Genomic DNA, 13900 nt, shown 5'->3' with positions numbered 1-13900 from the left:
AGGCCCGGCCGCTCATTCGGGCCAACTAACCGAACCGGTGGTCAGATTCCCGATACATCGTGCTGCGACCATGCCTGGTCTTCCGGGTCCTCCGTGTACACGTTGGCCAGGACGGAGGTAGCGGCGTCGGACAACGGCTCCGGCAGCAGGCTGTTGTCTTCTTCCTCCGCGAAGTACGTCTCGATCGGATCGGCCTCGGGCTGCAGGACATCCTCCAGCGCAACCGGTTGGTCGCTGCCGTCGTCGCTCGTGGCGTCGTCGGCGCCATCGGTGTCGTCGTCCTGCTCCAGCCCATCGAGCGGAACGTCGGCCGCGGCGGCCTCGGCCTCACCCTCTGCGCCAGCGGACTCGTCAGCCGGCGGCTGCGTACCGTCGGTTTCGCCGATGTTGACGGTCAACGTACCCTCCGAAACTTGCCCGTTGGCATAGTGCAGGCTGTAGTCGAACGAGTCGGACTGCCCGATGCCGTTGAGGTCGGCATTGGGCTCGTAGGTCCAGCTGCCGTCCGCATGCATGGTCAAGGTGCCGTAGGTACCCTGCAGCTCGATCGGGTCCACGCCCGGATACCGCACCGTCCCGTCCGCGTCGAGGCTGATGACGACCGGCCCGTCGACCGTAACGTCGATACCGGCTTCTTCCAGCACGTTGCCTTCCGCCGGATCGACGCCCTGCGCAGCCTGCTGGTCGAGATGCGCCACCTCTTCGGACATCTCCACGCTGACGCCTCCGGCGGCGCTCAGCACTGCATCAGTCGATACATTCAACCGATACTGGCCAGGACCGAGATCATCGATACGCGCTTCGAACTCCGTCGGCAGAAGGGTCAGCAAGTCGATCAGGCCGCCATCTTCGGAGTTACCGACCTCTACCCAATTGCCGTTTTCGTCCATGCGCTCCAGCGTGAGGTCCAGGTCACTCAGCAGCGAGGCCAGGCCCGAACCGGTGACGTCGAAGGTCACGGTCGACGTGGTGCCCTCGGCCACCGTGAACGTGTGGCTGCCCGAGGTCTCACCGATGACGATCAGTCCGCCCAATCCGCCCAGCAGCCACGAGAAGTCGATGACTTCTCCGCTGGACACTTGCTCGACCTGCGGTCCAACGATGACTTCCGCATCGGCGATGGTATCGGCCGCAGGCACGACCGTCGCGTCTGCGCCCGGGTTGGCGTCGTCCCAGACCAGGTTGACCTGATCGCTATCCAGGCGCACGTAAAGCGTGCCCGTATCCTCGCCCGCGGTGGGATGGACCAGCTTGTAATCGAAGACGTCGACCTTGCCTACGTTGGCAGCCGCGTTCTCGGTGTTGGGCTGATAGGAATAGCTGCCATCCGGCATGATGGTCAGGATGCCGTACAGGCCGGTAATGGCCGTGCCTTCGGCCGCCGGCGCGACAAACACTCCTTCCGACGTCTCGACCTGCAGCACCGCCGCTCCGTCGGGACCCAGGTTGTCCGCGGAGCCTTCGCCTAAGCCCGGGTCCGTAAGCACGTTGCCGGTAATCGGCTCGGCGCTTGCCACGTCGAACTCGGTAATGCTGGTGTGCTCCAGGTTCATGCTCCAGTCGACCTGGTGCGCCAGTGCGGCCAGCGCGTTGCCACCATACTCGATCCGGTACTGGCCGGCGGGAAGATCCTTTGCCTCGACCACGAGGTTGTCACCGGCCAGACCGATCACGTCGATCAGGTTGGCGCTCGACGTCGTAGCCACATCGACCCATTGGCCATCCTGCATGACTTGCAGGGAAACGAACGGCGCGCTGAGCAGAGACAGGAGGCTGCCCACATCGGCCGAGAACTCCACGTTACCCATCGTGCCTTCGGCGATTTCGAAGGTGTGGACCTCGGAGAGCTGGCCAATACCGATCAACACCGAATCGGTGCCGGACTGGGGCTCGGTAGAGATCACGCGATGCTCGAGTTCGAGCTCGGCCGTGGCGAGATCGTCGTAGGCGTCTACGTCAGCATCGGCATCCGCATCGGCGTCAGCATCCGCATCAGCATCCGCATCAGCATCCGCATCAGCATCAGCATCAGCGTCAGCATCAGCATCCGCGTCAGCATCGGCATCCGCGTCAGCATCGGCATCAGCATCCGCGTCAGCATCGGCATCAGCATCCGCGTCCGCATCAGCATCCGCATCGGCATCAGCATCCGCGTCAGCGTCAGCATCCGCATCCGCATCCGCATCCGCATCCGCATCCGCATCCGCATCCGCATCGGCATCCGCATCCGCATCCGCATCCGCGTCGGCATCCGCGTCAGCATCAGCATCAGCATCAGCATCAGCATCAGCATCAGCATCCGCATCCGCATCCGCATCCGCATCCGCATCCGCGTCAGCATCAGCATCAGCATCAGCATCAGCATCAGCATCCGCGTCAGCGTCAGCATCAGCATCGGCGTCCGAGTCAGAATCATCATGGTCGTCGTTGTTACTCAGGATGGCCGCGCCGATGCCCAGCGCCGCCAAGCCAGCCAACAACCAAACAGGCAGCGCGCCTCCACCCGGAAGCACGCCCATCAATTCTTCAGCTGCATTGATTTCAGCGAAGGAGAAGCCCGACCAAGGCGAGCTGTACTGGCCCCACCACAGCACACCGCTCGAGTCCTCGAGTATCAGCTCGCTGCGCGAGCCGTCGGCGGCGGTCTGGAAGAAGTTGGCCAGCGTCAGCTGTTCGCCGGACTTGAGCTGGACCACCAGGTTCGAACCACTGCGCTCGAAATTGGCAACAGACTCCGGGCCAAAAGGCAGTTTGACGATGCCCGCCGAGTTCAGCGTGACGTTCCCAACCGGAAGTTCGGTGGTCGCCCCATCGGCCTTGTTCATCACAATCATGTTCATGCAGCTACCTTTGCAATGTCCTGTTCGAGTGGTCGAGCCCTTCCGGGCCCATCAAAAAATCTCTGACGCAACACCCGGCCCCAAAAAGGAGCGCCGTAAAACGGGCCCTCGAAGAACCGGACGCATGCCAACAACCACAGCCCTGCTTGCCAAAAGCCGGAAAAACCAAAAAATAATAGACCGGCTATTTATTTCCCAGCCGCTTGTCGCATATTCGTTCGATTAAGACATCTCGTTTAGCGAGATAATATTTTTTTTAAGCGTTGCGTTCGCGTTTTCCCGCGATATTTAAATTCGGAGCAACCTTACTCGAGTCTTGTGCCACGCGTATCAAGGATTTCCCTAATACCGATTTACGCTTTATCGTTGTTTACGATAATGAGTGCTCGCTACTTCTATGATGCCCGCGAAAACACGAGGGGAGCAGCTCATCCAAAAGGCAATGAAAATCGAATACAGGGTTTTCTTACAAATATCTGCATAATCAAGATATTCAATCGATTTAGATATTCGCAAGTTTTGGATCATTTATTCGACATTAAATCTTGCGGAAACGGCCATAATGCTAAATCCTCTGGGTTTACTCGTTCGTTAATACGTCGAGATATCCGCTTTGGACGCGTGGCGACCCAGCCACGGATATTTACGTGACCGTTTCGTCGGCTTTAATCCAAGGACACCGCATGAGAATCGCTACTGTTGCAGCCCTGATGGGCACACTCATCCTCGCTGCATGCTCGGCCCCGCCCAAAAGCACGTCTACGAATCCCGTCGAGGTCACGCAAGACCCGTCAGGGTTCGAGAACATCAATGTGCCCGTCAGCAAGATGCCGCCGGCGTACCTGCGCAACGGCACGCCGCTCGACGCCAACCGCTTCGCGCAGGTCAAGCCCGGCGCCTCGCGGCAGGCAGTGATGAGCGCGCTCGGCGAACCCGTACACCGCAGCCCCGATGGCCGCTCGTACTACTACAATCTGGCCCTGCCGCTGCAGGGGCCTGGCGACGGCAACCTGGTTTGCCAGTACCGGGTGAACTTCGACGCAGCGGGTCTGGTGACCTCCGGCGAATGGCGCCGGCCGCAGTGCCAAGTGCTGGCGAGCGCCATGCGGCCTGTCGCGCAGCCCGCGCCGGCTCCCGCGCCTGTGCGCACCATCTCGATGTCGGCTGATGTGCTGTTCGAGTTCGCCAGCGCCCGGCTCCGTGTCGACGGGCAACGCGAACTGGATCGGATCGTCGCCTCGCTGCGCAACGAAACCCTTCCCTATGAAATCCAGATCGTCGGACACAGCGACCGGATCGGCTCGGAGCAGATCAACCGGCGCCTCTCGCTGCAACGCGCGCAGGCCGTTCGCGACTACCTGATCGGCCGGGGTCTGTCGCCGTCGGGACTGTCCGTGGATGGCCGCGGGTCGGCCGAACCCGTTGCCCAGTGCCAGGGCAACCGGGCAACGGAGGAACTCAAGAGCTGCCTGGCGCCGAACCGCCGCGTCACGCTGAACATTCGCAGCGTGCCGGGCGCGCGCGCCCGCTAAGCCGAGCGGCGCGCCGCGGGGAAATCGCTCGCCAAGCCGGGGCCTCAGGCCCCGCGCAGGCGCAGCGCGCGATCACGCCCTCCGGCGCGCAAGTACTTGAGGTAGGCGACCAGGCCCGACAGGTAGTGCTCGACATCGTCGATACGGACCCGGAAGGCGTGGTGCCGGATGAAGAAACTGCCGACAATACGGCGGGGATTCCGGAAGAACATGGCGTACTCGGGCCAGAAATGGCCGTTCTGCAAGTAATGCGCCCGCCGCTCGAGCGCCACATAAAAGGCGTCGATATCCACCGAGTCCAGCAACGGCTGCGTATCAGGGCGCGCCGGCAGCTTATGGAGCATCGCTTCGGCAGCCATCATGAGCTCCAGCAAGGTCGGGAACGTCGTGATCCGGTCTCGCACGAAGTCGAGATACCCGGCCACGTTCTTGATCCCGAATTCGAAATACCGAAGCTCGGGCCGGTAGGAAGTCAGCTCGTTGACGCAATAGCTCAGCCAATGGTCATGCGCCTTCCAATGCTCCGCGGCCATGAAATAGTCGAACGCCTTGACGACCGCCTCCAGCCAGCGCGCATCGCCCGTCAGGCCGTATAGGCGCATGAGCCCGAAGGCCGCCTCGCCGTCGTAGTAAATGATGCGAAACGGATCCTTGACCGACAGGTCGGGATAGTTCAGGACATGGCTGAACCGCCCCGTTACCGGATCCTGCATGTGCAGGATACCGAGGGCCAGCGACTCCATCAGTGCGTGATAGCGGCTAGTGCCGGTTACCGCCGCGTACTTGCTCAAGGCCAGCAAGCACACCGCATTGCCCCCTAGCTTGACTTCGCTGCCGCCGCCATCGACAAGAAAAGCGGCACGCTGGCCCGGCGCCAGTCCGCGCTCGGCAATCAAGGTACCGGTCAGGTAGTCCAGCGAACGGTCGATAGCCCGCTTGAGTTCATCGTCACCGGTCACTTCCCAGGCCTCGATCATGGCGTAGGTCGTGCTGGCATGGCGCAGGCTGTTGTACGCATTGATGGGCCGATCGAAGCAAGGATGCCATCCATAATGGAAGACGCCGCTGTCTTGCACCTGGGTCGCCAGGTAGCGGGACCCGCGCGCGATCATCCCCATGACGTCCTGCTCCGCCAGGCGCTCGGTGACTCGCCGGCCCGCGTGGCGCCCCGCGCCGTACAGCAGCCAGGACTGCTGTTCCTCTACATCGCGAAAGAGGCCTTGCGTCGTGAGGATATAGACCTCCCGTTCGTCACCGAGATCGATCTGCACCTCGGCACCGAAGCGCGTGGCCGCGTACACCTTGAAATTATGCGGATTGATCTGCGCGTGGGGAACGGTGTTGCCGCCATAGAGCATCGCGTTGCCGTTGAGCTCTTGCTCGAGAAAGGCAAGCTGCATCTGCTTGTCGAACGCGACGCCGTAGCGATAGTAATTGCGCTTGGTCCGGGCCAGTTCCCGGGACCAGTCCGCCACGGTCGAGGTCCTGACCGCCTTGACCCAGTCGACGCGCAGCCACCTCACTTGCACGGCCCGTCGCTGGACCAGCCGTTCCAGAGCGGCGGCGCCGGCGCGCCAGGCACTGGCAAAATCCGGCTCGCTGACATGGCACACGCGAGCCCTGGCCGAACCGTCGGACACGGAAAAGAACAACGTGCATGGCCAATCCGCGCCGGGCGTTGCGCACTCCGCTTCAACCTGCGGGCGGATATCGTCAAGAAGCGCGGACAGTTGCATAAGAGAGGCGACGCCTCGGCGTCGTGGCGGGTCAGGTTACGGCGAGCGCAATCCTAACCTGCGGGCGACGAGGCAGTCCATAGCCGCCGTCGCCGCGATGACTGACACCGGCCACGGCGTGCCGGCCGCCACGGCCTGCCTCGCACAGGCCCTCCCTCCGGGACAGGCTTCCTTCGTATCGTCAGGACTTGCCCAGTAGAAAATCCAGGTGTATCCGATTGAACGTCTCGGCATCCTCGAACTGCGGCCAGTGCCCGCAGCCGTCCATCACCGTGAACTGCGCGCCGGGAATCATCGAGGCAATACGGCGTCCTTCGCTGACATCCGCGGTGGGATCGTGCGACGTCCACAGCACCAGGGTCGGCGCCTGGATGCGGCCATAGTCCTCGGGATACATCAGATTGCGCTTACGTACCTCCATTTCCTGGAGGATCATGTTGTGCTTCATGGCCTGGGCCATTCCGGGCTGCTGGTAGATGGCCTGGCGGGTGGCGACCAGGTCGTCGTAGGCCTTGCTCTTGTCGGCCATCAGCCACTCCACGCGGGCCTTGATGAAGTCCCAGCTAGGATCGGTTGCGGCCTGCAGCGAAAGGCTCTTGAGCTTGGCCATCACGGCCGGATCGGCCTGCGACCCGCCAGCGGTGTTCAGCACCAGCCTATCCACCATCCGGGGATGGTCGGCAGCCAGCCGTGAAGCCACCCAGCCGCCCAGCGATTCGCCCGAGAAATGCGCGCGTTCGATACCGGCAGCGCGCATGAAGCGCTGGACGTGGTCGACATAGTGGTGGATTTCCAGGTCGTAGTCGGCCTTGTCCGTCCATCCGTGGCCAATCATGTCGATAGCCCATACGTCGAAGTGTTCGCCGTGGGACTTGAGATTGCGCACGTAGGCCTCGGCATGGCCGCCCACGCCGTGCAGCAGGATCAGCGCCGGCTTGCCGGCCGTGCCGCTGCGCAGATAGCGGGTACGTATGCCTTCGGCATCGATCCAGCCCTGGGAAAACGACAGGCCGCGCATGTCGGCCCAAATGCTCTGATACATGAATGACAGCTCCGTAGTAAGGGATGAATTCAGGACGCGGTCCGGCCAATGAAACGCAGCGCGTTGTCGCGCCGCAGGGCGCGCAGAACGTCCGCCGCGGCGCCCAGTTCGTCCAGCCGGACCAGCGGCTCGTGCTCCATGATGGCGAAGGGGTAGTCGGTTCCCAGCATCAGCTGGCTGGCGCCGAACAGCTCGATCAGCCGGGCGAGCGTCGAGCGGTCGTAGACCAGCGTGTCGTAGAAGAAGCGCCGCGCGTAGTCGTAGGGATCCTGCGTGACCGCCTGCGCCAGGACCGGAAAGGCCCTGCGGGCATGCCGCAGGCGTGGCAGCAAGGCGGCCAGCGTCCCGCCGCCGTGGCTAAAGCCCAGCCTCAGGCCCGGATGGCGGCCCAGCAGATCGCCGGTCATGGCCGACACGGCGGCCAGGCCGGTCTCGCCCGGGAAGGCCACCGCCTGCTCGAGAACCGGCGGACCGACCAGCCGGTCGGCCCCGGCCGGGCGGATGGGATGCACGAACACCGCCGCCCCCAGTCTTGCCGCGGCGGAAAAAAACGGTTCCAGCGACGGATGGCCGATCGGCACGCCGCCGATATTGGTGCCGATCTCCACGCCCGCCAGCCCGAGCTTGCCCATGGCATAGTCGAGTTCCTCGACAGCCAGGTCCACATCTTGCAACGGCACGGCGCACAATCCGGTGAACGCGTCCGGCCTAGCCCGCACGAACTCGGCAATCTGTTCGTTCACGCTCCTCAACAGGGCGCGGGCATCGGCAGGCTGCATCCAGTAGGACAGCAGTTCCGGCATGGGCGACACCACCTGATGCCGCACTCCCATTTTCTGCATGTCCGAGAGCCGCAGCTCCGCGTCCCAGCACTGGGCCGACACGGTACGGAAATTACGGCCATCGATCATCACATGCTTGTGCCCGCACTGGGCCGCAGGCTGCATCGTGGGCCAATGGCGCCGGGCCGACTCGCCCGGGCAAGCCGGCAGGTCCGACGGCACGAAGTGCGTGTGCACGTCGACCGCGCCGTGCGCGCAACCGCAGGCGCTCATTGCTCGCGCCCCGGCACGGAACCGGCGCTCTCGATCTCCCCCACCGCCGACTTGCGCGGGTCGATGCGCGAGCCCCAGAAGTCCAGCGATTCAGGGCCGGGCGCCAGCACGCGCAGCGGCCGCGCGCCCTGTTCCGGGAACTCCTCCATGCCGAAGCTGTACTCCACCGTCATCCCGTCGGGATCGAGGAAGTAATAGAACATGCTGCCCGAAGGCGGGTGGCGGCCGGGGCCGTACACCACCGGCACGCCGGCCTTGTCGAAGCGCCAGATGGCCCGCCCGATGTCGTCGACCTCGGTCACCATGAAGTTGATGTGGTGCAGGCCGGGGCGGCTGCCCTTGCCGATGCCGAGCGTGTGGTGCAAAGGATTGGGGAAGGCCCGCATGAAACTGATCGCCCCTGCGACCTGGTCCGACACACGGAAGTTCAGTACGTCCTGCATGAAGCGCGCCGCTTCCACGAAGCGCGGCGTCTTCAGCACCACGTGCCCCAGGCGCTGGATCTGGGCCACGGTAGGCTGGAACGGCCGGCCGGCCAATTCCTGCATGGACTCGAAAAACTCGAAGGTGGCCGTGGTATGCGGCTCGACCACCCTGACCGCGCGCCCCAGCCGGAAGGCGGCGCGTTCGGCCTCGGGCACCTCGGTCCAGGTTAGCTGCGCGCCGTCCAGCGCTTCGCATAGCGCGTCGAGCGCCTGCGGCGATTCCATTTCGAAACCCAGCCGCTTGAGCCCGGGCTGCGCACCCTGGAACAGCACGACACTGTGGTGGTGCGAACCACACCGCAAAAAACGGCAGCCATCGGGACCGCGCTCGGGCAGCACTTCCAGGCCCACCATGTCGCGGTAGAAAGCCTCGGATGCATCGAGATTGCTGACGTTGATGGCGACATAGCCCAGGCGGCGATAACGGATATTGGCAACAGTCATTTCAAGACCTCGAATGCTCGGTTGTCGAGGGGCGCATCGCATACCGGCCCGAGGCGAGCTGGCCCGCCGCCAGCAAGGCGGCGGACATGCTGCGCGCGTCGGCGATGCCGCGCCCGGCGATATCGAAAGCCGAGCCATGGGGAACGGTGACGTGGACATAAGGCAAGCCCAGATGGACCGAGCACGCGCCCTCGAACGCCGCGGTCTTGAGCGCGATCTGGCCTTGGTCGTGATACATGGAGATCACGATGTCGTACCGTCCATCCAGGCATTGGCGGAAGACGGCGTCGGGCGAAACCGGGCCCGACGCGTCGATGCCCCGCGCCCGGGCCTGCGCCACGGCCGGCGCCAGCACGGCTGTTTCTTCCTGCCCACGGGCGTGCGGATTCAGGCCGGCCAGCGCAATACGGGGCGCCTCGACGCCCCAGCCCGCCAGCGTGTCGTGCACGAGCCCGATCATCGCGGACACACGCTCGGGCGTCACCGTCGCGGCCACTTCGCGCAAGGGGATGTGCTCGGACAAAGGCACGATGCGCAGGCTTCCGCTGATGCGCAGCAAGGGCACGTCCTCCAGCACCGCCTCGCCCGACTCGGCGAGCCCCGTGCCCATCTTCAGGGAAGTGCGATCGATGGGCGCCATGACCCAGCCCTGCACCGCGCCCTCGGATACCAGGCGCTCGCATATATCCATCCAATGGCGTACGGCCCGCCCGGCTTGCGCATTGGGTTGGCCGAACGGCAAGCCGCGCAACGCGGCCGGATCCGGGTCCAGCACGGCAAGGGTTCCCGCGTTGCCGCGCGCTTCGCCGGGATGGCCTATGGCCCGCACTTTCAACGGGCTGGCAATCAGCTGCGCGACTCGCTCCGCCATCGCGGCACTGCCCACCATGAAGTAATCGGCGTAGGCTTGCGGCGCGCCGCTCGAAAGCGCCTTGATGACGACTTCCGGACCGATCCCGGCCGGGTCCCCCATCATCACGGCAATCACCGGACGAGGCCCGGCGGCATGATCAGGCATGGCCGTCATCACAACAGAAAAGTCAGGTTGTCGATGAACTCGTCGTTGTTGACGAGAAGCACTTTCTTGCTGCCGATCACCCACTGCCCCGAGCGGTGGCGCAACTCGTACAGGCAACGGCCGCCGAACACGTCCTGGTGGCCCCGGCGCACTTCGGTCAGCATGAAGTTCGCATCGACGCGCACGCTGCCCTCGCCCCCGGCCACTTCCACGTTGGAGATCACGCGCCGCAGGCGCGAGCGCGGCTGCTGCGCATGGGCCGATTTGCTCTTGAGGCGGAACACCCGGTCTTCCAGGCGCGGGCGATCGTCGTAGGCGATGGAAATGCTCCGCGCGGGATCGATGTCGTCAGCCCCGGCGGGAATCCAGTACCTCACGTTTTCCACATCCCACAACGCCAGCCATTCGTCGAACCGGTGCTCGTCCGCCAGCCGCGCCTCGCGGTAGAGAAAATCTTCGGCGTCGGCCCGCGTCATGGCGGCAGCCGCCGCCTCGACCGCTTCGAACGTCCTCACATCCCCCGTCATGCTGCTTGCTCCATCAATAATTTCCACTGTTTCAGCTGCCCCCGCTGGGTGGTCTCGTCGGTGATGGTGCCGACGATCGAGCCATCCACGTCGACCTTTTCCCGGTCCAATCCCCGGGCCAGCAATACCCACGGGTCCACTACCGCCGACAAGCCGATCTGGTTGCGTTCGAATATCTCGGCATCGTCGGGCGAACCTTGGCTGGCCGGACCGTAGAACGCCTCATGCGCCCGCAGCCGGCTCTCGTTGATGGCATCCGGAACGCCCTTGAGCACCGTGGGAAACATCAGGACTTCGGTCACATCGGCGGCAACCGGGCGAATCAGCCGGATCTGCGAACCGATCAACTGCAGGTTCGGAAACACCCCGATATGCGGATCGCCCGCCCAGACCAGGATCTCGTCGGCACGTTCCTGTCCCCATGCCTGGACCATCGCTGCGTAGTAGGCGTCCCACCCGGGCCGGCCCGACATCGATTGCAGGTAGCTGGCGTAATTGGCCTTGCGTACGGGATACACGTCGAGCATGACGTGGCCCTTGCCCAGGTCGCGCGTCAGGTTCGCCGATTCGTCGCTGAAGCTCTCGCCCTTGGCGCTGCCCACCGGTTTGCGGCGCCGGCGCAAGTCGTACACGGTCTTGTGCACATAGTTGGGGTGGTAGCCGTCCATGCCGACGAACTTCCAGTTGGCGCGGAACGAGGTCTTGGTCACCCCTGCGCGCGCATCGATCTCGCCCAACGGCGAGACGTCGAGGAACAGATCCATATAGGCCTTGGCCGGCCCCAGGTGCTCATCCAGGCTCTCGCCTTCGGGGCTCAGGCTCGCAAACACGAAACCCCGGTACTGGGCCACGCGCGGCGCGGGCGTCAATCCATAGGCGGACAGGTCGAAGCCGCGCCCATACGCATCCGCGTCGGGAACCAACTTGAGCTCGCCGGTCGTGTCGTACACCCATCCATGGTAGGGACAAGTGAAGCGCCGCACGCAACCCGTCTCGGTTTCCGTCAATGCCACCCCGCGGTGGCGGCAGCGGTTCATCAGCACGCGCACCTCGCCATCGGAGCCGCGCGCCATGATGACGGACTGGGTCCCCAGGCGGGTGGTGCGATACGCACCCGGCTCCGGGATTTCGGAAGCGTGCCCGACGCACAGCCAGGTGCGATGGAAGATGTGGCGCATTTCCATCTCGAAGATGGCCTGGCTCGTATAGATGCTTCCATGGACCCGGTCGCGCTGCACCAGCTGGGAGATTTCCCGCGGCGTGCACGGCACCGGCAGATCAGACATATCCATAAACGGGGTTTCCAATGAGACGATCACTTTTTGGCGGCCGCCGCCAGCTCGGCGGCGAGCTCCTTGTTGCGCGCGTATTCGACCTTGATGCGTTCGGCGAACTCGGCCGTGCCGCTGGTGCGCGCTTCGTTGCCCTGCGCGCCGATCCGGTCCTTGTATTCCTTGCTTTGCGTGACGGTGGCGAGGTCTGCCTGGATCTTGCGCACCAGCGCATCGGGCAGCCCCGGCGGGCCCATGACGCCTACCCAGTTGCCCGCTTCGAACTTGGGAAAGCCCAGCTCGTCCATGGTCGGCACGTTGGGTAGCAGCCGCGAACGCTCCAGGCTGCCTATGGCAAGCGGAACGACCTTGCCGGCCTGGATCTGCGAGAGCACGGTGGAGACGGCGACCCACATGACCGGTACGTGCCCGGCAACCACGTCCTGCAGCCCCGGGGCACCGCCCTTGTAGGCGATGTGATTGAGCTGGATGCCCGCCGCGCGCTGCAAGGCCTCCATGGACAAGTGGTGCGAGGCGCCGGTCCCGCCCGAGGCATAGTCGATCTCGCCCGGGCGGCGCTTGGCCAGCGCGATGAATTCGTCCAGCGTCTTGACGCCCAGCGAAGGATTGGCGACCAGGATCAGCGGAATGCCGGCAACCAGCGAAACCGGCTTGAGATCGGTCAACGGGTTGCAGGACGACACGCCAGGCAGGAACGGAACGCCGGTGATGGCGCCGTCCGTGGTCAGGAACAGCGTGGAGCCGTCGGGCGTGGCGCGCGACACATTTTCCGCCGCAATGACGCCGGCGGCGCCCGGCCGGTTTTCCACAATCACGGGTTCGTTCCAGACCGCCTTCATGCTTTGTGCCAGTTCCCGCGCAATGGTGTCGGTGGCTCCGCCCGGGGGAAAAGACACCACCATGCGCACCGGACGCGACGGGAACGCATCGGCCGCCCACGCGGAAAAAGGTGCGCCGGCAACGAGCGCGATCGAGGTGGCGGCTTTGAGCCATTGCCTTCTGGCACGGTTTGCGACTATCTTCACGACTCCTCCTGGAATATCGTTCTCTTAATGCAGAACATTGTTCTGTTTTAAAGATTACGGGAAAAAGGAAGGTGCCGCAAGCGCAAGACCAAACAAAAAAGCCCACGCGAGGACTCGCGTGGGCTCGATGGCGTAACGGCTGGGAAAAGGCTAGGCGGTAATCGGCGTGGGCGGCACGGGCGCATCCAGCACGGACTCGAGCTGTTGCAGCAAGGCGTTATCGGCGCCCAGGGCCCGGGACAGCTTGAGCGAGGCGCGGCGCAGCTGGCGCACGAAGAAATCGACCCGTTCCTCGGTGAAGCGGGCGCTCAATCCGGTCACGGCAATGGCACCCTCGCACTGGTTGCCGGTACCGAATACCGGCACGCTCACGGCGGAAAGGTTTTCTACATATTCCCCGTGGCTGACGCAGGCAAAAGCCTTGCGCACCGGCTCCAGCGAGGGCGTAGCGAGGTCATCGGAAAAAGCGCACAGCACGCGCCCGGCGGCCCCGCGCTGCAGCGGGAAGATCTCGCCCACCAGCGTGTGGTGCCGGATGGCGTGGGGCGACGGAACACAATCGACGCACACGCGGGCCTCGCCCCGGCGCACGTAGAAATTGACATTCTCGACCACCTCGGCCGCTACCGCCACGATCGCTTCGTGCACCAGTTCCGCCGGGCGGATGGAACGCTGGTAGAGGCGCGCAAGGTGCAAGGCGGCGGGACCGACGTGATACTGGCCGTCCTGCCGCTGGACCACGAAATGCCAATGCTGCAGCGACGCCAGCAAGCGCAGCAAGGTGCTCTTGTACAGGCCCGTGCGGCGCGACAGCTCCGCCAGGGACAACAACGGCTCCGCTTCGGAAAAAGTCGCCAGGATCGCTAGGGCGCGATCCAGGGTCGCTACGCCTTTGTCTTCCATG

11 protein-coding genes and 1 pseudogene are annotated in these 13900 nt (G+C 64.2%); 1 reads left to right on the top strand and 11 read right to left on the bottom strand.

All coding sequences use genetic code 11. The features are described from left to right. Positions 1-41: 41 nt before the first annotated feature. Together QHC78_RS12550 and QHC78_RS21145 are read right to left on the bottom strand one after the other, a co-directional pair. Positions 42-1904, bottom strand: a complete 1863-nt coding sequence (locus QHC78_RS12550; protein ID WP_319745004.1) for an Ig-like domain-containing protein — start codon at positions 1902-1904, stop codon at positions 42-44. Positions 1905-2540: 636 nt separating this feature from the next. Beyond that, a pseudogene (locus QHC78_RS21145) lies at positions 2541-2825 on the bottom strand (BapA/Bap/LapF family prefix-like domain-containing protein); the annotation flags it as partial. A 698-nt stretch (positions 2826-3523) separates the two neighbouring features. On the opposite strand from QHC78_RS21145, the gene QHC78_RS12540 reads away from it, so the two are divergent. Then, complete coding sequence (locus QHC78_RS12540) at positions 3524-4372, top strand: OmpA family protein (RefSeq protein ID WP_319745000.1); 849 nt, start codon at positions 3524-3526, stop codon at positions 4370-4372. A 44-nt stretch (positions 4373-4416) separates the two neighbouring features. On the opposite strand, the gene QHC78_RS12535 is transcribed toward QHC78_RS12540, so the two are convergent. The 9 genes from QHC78_RS12535 to QHC78_RS12495 all read right to left on the bottom strand — a co-directional run bounded on the left by QHC78_RS12535 (position 4417) and on the right by QHC78_RS12495 (position 13899). Continuing rightward, entirely contained in the window at positions 4417-6024 is a 1608-nt protein-coding gene (locus QHC78_RS12535) for a YyaL domain-containing protein (protein ID WP_319744999.1), read from the bottom strand. A 265-nt stretch (positions 6025-6289) separates the two neighbouring features. Then, a complete protein-coding gene (locus QHC78_RS12530) occupies positions 6290-7150 on the bottom strand; it encodes an alpha/beta fold hydrolase (RefSeq protein WP_319744997.1) in 861 nt (286 codons plus the stop codon). Between the two features lie 29 nt (positions 7151-7179). Further along, positions 7180-8205: an amidohydrolase family protein gene (locus QHC78_RS12525; protein WP_319744995.1), complete on the bottom strand. Its 1026-nt coding sequence runs from the start codon at positions 8203-8205 to the stop codon at positions 7180-7182. Then, entirely contained in the window at positions 8202-9134 is a 933-nt protein-coding gene (locus QHC78_RS12520; protein ID WP_319744993.1) for a VOC family protein, read from the bottom strand. Before QHC78_RS12520 ends, QHC78_RS12525 begins: the two co-directional genes overlap by 4 nt. Position 9135: 1 nt before the next feature. Next, positions 9136-10152 carry a PdxA family dehydrogenase gene (locus QHC78_RS12515; protein ID WP_319744991.1) on the bottom strand — a complete coding sequence of 339 codons (1017 nt, stop codon included), beginning with the start codon at positions 10150-10152 and terminating at the stop codon, positions 9136-9138. Between the two features lie 8 nt (positions 10153-10160). Then, a complete protein-coding gene (locus tag QHC78_RS12510) occupies positions 10161-10679 on the bottom strand; it encodes an aromatic-ring-hydroxylating dioxygenase subunit beta (protein WP_319744989.1) in 519 nt (172 codons plus the stop codon). Continuing rightward, positions 10676-11971 (bottom strand): aromatic ring-hydroxylating oxygenase subunit alpha, encoded by a 1296-nt coding sequence (locus tag QHC78_RS12505; RefSeq protein ID WP_319744987.1) that lies wholly within the window; start codon positions 11969-11971, stop codon positions 10676-10678. Before QHC78_RS12505 ends, QHC78_RS12510 begins: the two co-directional genes overlap by 4 nt. A gap of 23 nt (positions 11972-11994) precedes the next feature. Continuing rightward, a complete protein-coding gene (locus QHC78_RS12500; protein ID WP_319744986.1) occupies positions 11995-12996 on the bottom strand; it encodes a Bug family tripartite tricarboxylate transporter substrate binding protein in 1002 nt (333 codons plus the stop codon). A 150-nt stretch (positions 12997-13146) separates the two neighbouring features. Then, entirely contained in the window at positions 13147-13899 is a 753-nt protein-coding gene (locus QHC78_RS12495) for an IclR family transcriptional regulator (RefSeq protein ID WP_319744984.1), read from the bottom strand. Between the last annotated feature and the right edge of the window lies 1 nt (position 13900).

Source organism: Pigmentiphaga sp. (genome assembly GCF_033795525.1).
Taxonomy (GTDB): domain Bacteria; phylum Pseudomonadota; class Gammaproteobacteria; order Burkholderiales; family Burkholderiaceae_B; genus Pigmentiphaga.
The sequence above is the reverse complement of the archived record's forward strand: the minus strand, read 5'-3'. Positions and strand labels throughout refer to the sequence as shown.

Bases quoted from the DNA above. Each gene is read 5' to 3' on its own strand.
- QHC78_RS12540 (WP_319745000.1), top strand. From the start codon at position 3,524: ATGAGAATCGCTACTGTTGCAGCCCTGATGGGCACACTCATCCTCGCT.
- QHC78_RS12530 (WP_319744997.1), bottom strand. From the start codon at position 7,150: ATGTATCAGAGCATTTGGGCCGACATGCGCGGCCTGTCGTTTTCCCAG.
- QHC78_RS12525 (WP_319744995.1), bottom strand. From the start codon at position 8,205: ATGAGCGCCTGCGGTTGCGCGCACGGCGCGGTCGACGTGCACACGCAC.
- QHC78_RS12520 (WP_319744993.1), bottom strand. From the start codon at position 9,134: ATGACTGTTGCCAATATCCGTTATCGCCGCCTGGGCTATGTCGCCATC.
- QHC78_RS12515 (WP_319744991.1), bottom strand. From the start codon at position 10,152: ATGCCTGATCATGCCGCCGGGCCTCGTCCGGTGATTGCCGTGATGATG.
- QHC78_RS12510 (WP_319744989.1), bottom strand. From the start codon at position 10,679: ATGACGGGGGATGTGAGGACGTTCGAAGCGGTCGAGGCGGCGGCTGCC.
- QHC78_RS12505 (WP_319744987.1), bottom strand. From the start codon at position 11,971: ATGGATATGTCTGATCTGCCGGTGCCGTGCACGCCGCGGGAAATCTCC.
- QHC78_RS12495 (WP_319744984.1), bottom strand. From the start codon at position 13,899: ATGGAAGACAAAGGCGTAGCGACCCTGGATCGCGCCCTAGCGATCCTG.